Source organism: Rhizobacter sp. P3_B12, from assembly GCF_056402895.1.
Genome location: NZ_JBFUGN010000433.1, coordinates 1 through 4,989, shown reverse-complemented (window position 1 = coordinate 4,989; position 4,989 = coordinate 1). Strand labels below are relative to the sequence as shown.

8 protein-coding genes are annotated in these 4,989 nt (G+C 69.8%); 3 read left to right on the top strand and 5 right to left on the bottom strand.

Features of this window, described 5'->3' with window-relative positions; translation table 11 throughout:
• The first annotated feature begins 235 nt into the window (after positions 1–235).
• Positions 236–703: a cupin domain-containing protein gene (locus AC1D01_RS20480; protein ID WP_477869511.1), complete on the top strand. Its 468-nt coding sequence runs from the start codon at positions 236–238 to the stop codon at positions 701–703.
• A gap of 9 nt (positions 704–712) precedes the next feature.
• Here the strand turns inward: AC1D01_RS20480 and AC1D01_RS20475 are convergent, their stop codons facing one another.
• Positions 713–1,399 (bottom strand): glutathione S-transferase family protein, encoded by a 687-nt coding sequence (locus AC1D01_RS20475; RefSeq protein WP_477869509.1) that lies wholly within the window; start codon positions 1,397–1,399, stop codon positions 713–715.
• 122 nt (positions 1,400–1,521) lie between these two features.
• Here AC1D01_RS20475 and AC1D01_RS20470 point away from each other — a divergent pair, with 122 nt between their 5' ends.
• Complete coding sequence (locus AC1D01_RS20470) at positions 1,522–2,121, top strand: TetR/AcrR family transcriptional regulator (protein ID WP_477869506.1); 600 nt, start codon at positions 1,522–1,524, stop codon at positions 2,119–2,121.
• Here AC1D01_RS20470 and AC1D01_RS20465 read toward each other — a convergent pair.
• Complete coding sequence (locus AC1D01_RS20465; protein WP_477869504.1) at positions 2,094–2,906, bottom strand: sigma-70 family RNA polymerase sigma factor; 813 nt, start codon at positions 2,904–2,906, stop codon at positions 2,094–2,096. The genes AC1D01_RS20470 and AC1D01_RS20465 overlap by 28 nt on opposite strands.
• Before the next feature lie 99 nt (positions 2,907–3,005).
• Here AC1D01_RS20465 and AC1D01_RS20460 point away from each other — a divergent pair, with 99 nt between their 5' ends.
• Entirely contained in the window at positions 3,006–3,602 is a 597-nt protein-coding gene (locus AC1D01_RS20460) for an ATP-dependent Clp protease proteolytic subunit (RefSeq protein ID WP_477869502.1), read from the top strand.
• A gap of 49 nt (positions 3,603–3,651) precedes the next feature.
• Here the strand turns inward: AC1D01_RS20460 and AC1D01_RS20455 are convergent, their stop codons facing one another.
• The 3 genes from AC1D01_RS20455 to AC1D01_RS20445 form a co-directional block, all read right to left on the bottom strand.
• Entirely contained in the window at positions 3,652–4,059 is a 408-nt protein-coding gene (locus AC1D01_RS20455; protein WP_477869500.1) for a VOC family protein, read from the bottom strand.
• Positions 4,056–4,550 carry a helix-turn-helix transcriptional regulator gene (locus tag AC1D01_RS20450; protein ID WP_477869498.1) on the bottom strand — a complete coding sequence of 165 codons (495 nt, stop codon included), beginning with the start codon at positions 4,548–4,550 and terminating at the stop codon, positions 4,056–4,058. The genes AC1D01_RS20455 and AC1D01_RS20450 overlap by 4 nt, the downstream gene beginning before the upstream one ends.
• Positions 4,551–4,605: 55 nt before the next feature.
• Positions 4,606–4,989 (bottom strand): NnrS family protein (locus tag AC1D01_RS20445; protein WP_477869496.1); only part of this gene is annotated, 384 nt, incomplete at its 5' end.

The following is a 4,989-nucleotide window of genomic DNA, read 5'->3' as shown; positions in this document are numbered from 1 at the left end:
GCCTGAACGACGTGATCGACGACATCCTGATCACGCTGGGCCGGCAGTACCACATCATCCGCCCGGTGTCGCGCAAGGAGGGCGTGTTCGTCTACTTCGTGCTCGACAAGAGCAAGTCCAACCTGGCGCTCGCGCGGCGCAAGGCGCAGGACGTCGAGCGCGAACTGACGATCTGAGGCCGTGCGATGGCTCGGGGCAGAATCCAGGGCCCACCTCATGTGAAGGAGCCATCGTCATGCCCGTTTTCAGCCCGACGCAGTTCGTGAGCGAGCTCAACCCGGTCGAAGGCGCTTCGGAGCCGAACCAGACGCTGTGGATCAGCGAAGCCGGCGCACTCACGCAGTTCGGTGCCTTCATCGAAGTCCTGCAACCGGGTTGCCGCTCGTCCATCAAGCACTGGCATGGCGCCGAGGACGAGATGGTCTATGTCCTCGCCGGCGAGATCACGGTGGTCGAAGGCAGCACCGAGACGGCCATGCGGGCCGGCGACGCCGCCACCTTCAAGGCCGGCGTCGCCGTCGGGCACTACCTGGAGAACCGGAGTTCCAGCCCGACGCGATGCCTGGTCGTGGGGACTCGAGCGCCTGTCGATCGAATCACCTACCCGGACCACGATCGGGTCTGCCTGCGCGATCGCTCGCTGCCGGACGACCTCTGGACCGATGCCGCCGGGCAGCCTGCCGACAGCCCCTATCGGGGGTGATCGCGGAGCTCAGAAGCCCATGCGCTTCAGGTCGAACGGCAGGAAGGCCTGGCCGCTGCGGTTCTTGACGCTCGGCCACTGCGCGACGCGCTCGCGCCATTGCAGCAGGGCGCCGTGCCCGGCAGGCACGCCCAGCCCGGCGGCGTCGGCAAACATCAAGCCTGCGAACAGCGTGATGTCGGCCATCGAGAAGCTGTCGCCGGCCACGAAGTCCTGGTCGGCCAGCACCTCGTTGAAGTACTTCATGCCGGCCCGGGCCTTCTCGCCTTCACGCTGGCCCATCTCGATGCGGCCCTGCCAGCCGGGGCTCTTGAAGGCCTGCAGCGCGTCACCCAGCCCCGGCGTGGCGTGGTGGAAGTACAGGCCGACCGGGTCCAGCACGTAAGCCTCGGCGCGCCGCTGCATCATGTGGATCAGCGCCTTCTCGCGCGGCGTGCGGCCGGTCAGCGTCGGGTTGCCGTCGAGGTTGTCGAGGTACTCGGTGATGGCGGTGGACTCCGAGATGAAGGTGCCGTCGTCGAGTTCGAGCACAGGCAGCACGCCCGACGGGTTCTTGGCGAGGAAGTCCGGCTGCTTGTGCTCGGCGCCGATCAGGTCGACCGGAACGAACTCGAACTGCGCGTCGAGCCCTTTCTCCGCCAGGACGATGCGGATGCGTGCGGGGTTGGGAAAGCCGGGGCGGTCATGGATCTTCATGGTGTGGATTGACATCAGCTTGGTTGACTACCTATCGGTCGATAGGTAAGCGGCGAACTGTAGGTGGGGCAGCGCCTGATGTCAATCTGATCTACTGATAGGTAGTGTGATAAAGTGAGCCGATGAGCACCGACACGCCGACCGACTCGCGCACCGACACGCGCACGGACACCCGAGAGAGCATCCTGCGGGCGGCCCGCCTGGTGGTGCAGGCGCACGGCTACAACGTGCTGAGCTTTCGCGAACTGGCGAAAGAGGTCGGCATCAAGAGCGCCAGCGTGCACTACCACTTCCCGACCAAGGGCGACCTGGCGGCCGCGTTGGCGAGCCGGTATGTCGCCGAGGCGGTCGCGTTCCTCGACGAGCTGCGCGCCTCGCCCGCGGATCACGGGCAGCGGATGGAGGCCTACACCGCGATCTTTCGCAGGGCGCTGGAGAACGACAACCGCATGTGCCTGTGCGGGATCCTGTCGGCCGAGTACCGCGACCTGCCGGATGCCGTGCGCGTGGAGGTGGATCGGTTCACCTCGGTGAACACGCGCTGGCTGGCCGAGGTGCTGGCCGAGCGGCATCCGCGGAAGAACCCGCTGGACCTGACGTCCCGGGCGCTCGCGATCTTCGCGGCCATCGAWGGCGCCCAGCTGGTCGCCCGGGGGCGCGGCGACGTGAAGGTCTTCGACGAGATCGTGTCGGCCTACGCCGCGGCGGGGCTGTTCGACTGAGCGGGCGCTGAATCCCGCACGCCCAGCGGCAACACGCACAGCGCGATGCCGTCCAGCGTGAGCACCAGGCCCAGCTGCCCGCCCGCCTGCATGACGCCGCAGGCGGTCGCGGGCGATGTCGATGCGGGTTCGACGGCCATCGCAGCCGCCTCCATCGACGCGCTGACCGGCGGCTGGCGCAGCAGCGCCCACAGCGTGTGCGGATCGCGCAGCTGCAGGGATTGCAGGTACACGCGTAAGACGGCCTCTTCGCCCGGATCCAGTTCGGGGCGAGGCCGGGGTTCCGGCGCGCGACCGGCTTGCCGCAGCCGCAACAGCGCCCGCCGCAATTGCTGCCGGCTGCCGGCCTCGGACCTGCCGCCGGCGCGCGCGATCTCGGCATGGTCGATCTCGAACACCTCGTGCAGCAGCACCGCGGCGCCCTCTGCCGGTGTCAGATGGGCCGCGAGCAGGCGCAGGGCCTGGGCCGCCTCTTGCGCCAGCGCCGCATCCATCTCGGCCGAGGGCGCGGATGAGGCCGAGGCCGCGTCGCCGGCGTTCATCTGCGCCTCCAGCCACTGCTGCAGCCAGCGGCGCCGGCGCAGGCTGTCGATCGCCAGGTTGCGCACCACGGTGAGCAGCCAGGCCTGGGCGGCGTTGAGAGCTTCGGTGTCGGCCTCCAGCGCACGGACGTAGGCGTCCTGCACGGCATCCTCGGCATCCGCCGGGCCCAGCAGGCGGGTGGCCGCGCGCACCAGGCGGCGGTGGTCGGCGTCGATCAGGGCCTGCTTGCGTTCGTCGTGCATCGGCGCAGCTTGCCACAGCCTGGATCCGGGCCCTGTGTAACGCCCGTCACGCCAGCGCCGTCTCGTTCGTCAAGGCAGTTCAACCACGAGGATCCCACGATGGAAACCCCCGACACCATGCCGGCATCCGGCGCCACCGAGCCGCGCACTTCCTACCTGGAAGAGAAGGCCTTCAAGGCCCGCACGCTGCTGATCTTCGGCACCGTCACCGACGTGACGGCCGCCGACGTCACGCGCCGGCTCATCGCACTCGATGCGGAAAGCGCCGACCCCATCGACGTGCTGGTGAGCTCGCCCGGCGGCCACCTGGAGTCGGGTGATGCGATCCACGACATCGTGCGCTTCATCGCCGCGCCGGTGAACATGATCGGCACCGGCTGGGTCGGCAGCGCCGCCGTCCACCTGTTCCTGGCGGTGCCGCGCGCGCGGCGCTGCTGCCTGCCCAACACGCGCTTCCTGATCCACCAGCCCAGCGGCGGCGCCGGCGGGCGGGCCAGCGACATCGCGATCCAGGCCATCGAGATCGTCAAGGCGCGCGAGCGCGTCGCGCGCACGATCGCGCGCGAGACCGGCAAGTCGCTGGACGTGGTGCTGGCCGACATCGAGCGCGACCGCTGGCTGTCGGCCGAGGAGGCGGTCGAGTACGGGCTGGTGTCGCGGATCATCGAGCGCAAGAGCGAACTCAGGGGGGCTTGAGCGGGTTGCAGTGGTCGACATGCGGCGCGAGCCGCATGCCGCCTGACGCTCAGCGCCGCGCCTGGATCATCTTCCAGCCGTTCCCCGACGGATCGCGGAAACCCGCGTCCACCGTGCCATAGCGGTCGATCGGCTCCTGCGTGAACTCGACGCCGAGGGCCTGCATCCGCGCATGGGCGGCGCGGCAATCGTCCACCTTCAGCACCAGCGGCGGCATGCCACCCTTGGCCACGATCGCGCGCAGCGCCTGCGCGGTGTCGGCGTCGAGCACCGGCGGCCCCGGCACGCTCAGGCCGAGCTGGAACGACGGCTGGTCCGGGTGCTGCACCGTCAGCCAGCGGTAGTCGCCGTTGCGCACGTCGGTGTGGACGCGAAAGCCGAGCTTGTCGACGTAGAACGCGAGCGCTTCATCCTGGTCTCGCACGTACAGCCCGACCACTTCAATGCCTTGGATCATGGGATCTCCTTGTCGTGAGATTCATTTATAGCGTCGGCCTCGCGGCGGCGCTTCTCCGAAACTGCGATCGTCAGATCGGGCCGGTGCGCGGCACTCAGCACGCACGCCGGCACGCGGCCCGGCTGCTGCACCGCCGCCCGCGCACGGGCCCGCAGCGCGCTCGGGCTCTCGCCGGTGATGTCGCGGAAAGTGCGCCCGAAGGTGCCCAGGCTCTCCCAGCCGGTCTGGAACGCGATCTCGGTGATCGGCAGCTCGGTCTCGCGCAGCAGTGCCGTCGCGCGCTCGATGCGCCGCGTCAGCAGGTAGCGGTGCGGCGGCGTGCCGAAGGCCTGCTTGAACGAACGCGCGAAATGCGCCTCGGAGACATCGCTCACGCCGGCCAGCCGCTGCACCGGCCAGGCCTCGTGCGAGGCGGCATCCATGCGGTCCTTCGCGCGCAGCAGCCGCCGCAGCAGCTCGGGGTCCTGGGCAGGGAGCGGGAGGTCACTCATGGGGCGGCATTGTGCCGCCCTCGTCCATCGCCAGCAGCGCAGGATGGCGGCCCATTCAGCCGTCCTGCCCGTCGACGCGCGGTGAGCACAGCCAGGGCAGGTACAGGCTGAGGTAAAGCGTGAAGGCGGCGATCCAGGCGGTGCCGGCGAGCAGCAGCGCCGGCCCCCAGGCGGCGGGCCACAGCAGCGGCACGCCGACGCGCAGCACGGCTGCCAGCATCACCAGTGCATAGGCGACGGCCTCGCGCCGCGTCGGCTCCAGCGGCCGGCCGGTGTGGCCGCGCGCGGTGCGGGTGATCATGCCGATCACCAGGCCGCCGGTGGCGCCGACCGCCAGCGCGTGGAGGGCCGGCGAGACGGCGCTGCCGAACGCCAGCGCTGCGGCGAGCAAGGCCAGGCCGATCGGGATCCACGCATAGGCCAGGTGCATAGGCCAGGT

Coding starts and splice junctions, on each gene's coding strand:
- AC1D01_RS20465 (WP_477869504.1), bottom strand. CDS start 2,906: ATGCACGACGAACGCAAGCAGGCCCTGATCGACGCCGACCACCGCCGC.
- AC1D01_RS20475 (WP_477869509.1), bottom strand. CDS start 1,399: ATGAAGATCCATGACCGCCCCGGCTTTCCCAACCCCGCACGCATCCGC.
- AC1D01_RS20460 (WP_477869502.1), top strand. CDS start 3,006: ATGGAAACCCCCGACACCATGCCGGCATCCGGCGCCACCGAGCCGCGC.
- AC1D01_RS20455 (WP_477869500.1), bottom strand. CDS start 4,059: ATGATCCAAGGCATTGAAGTGGTCGGGCTGTACGTGCGAGACCAGGAT.
- AC1D01_RS20480 (WP_477869511.1), top strand. CDS start 236: ATGCCCGTTTTCAGCCCGACGCAGTTCGTGAGCGAGCTCAACCCGGTC.
- AC1D01_RS20450 (WP_477869498.1), bottom strand. CDS start 4,550: ATGAGTGACCTCCCGCTCCCTGCCCAGGACCCCGAGCTGCTGCGGCGG.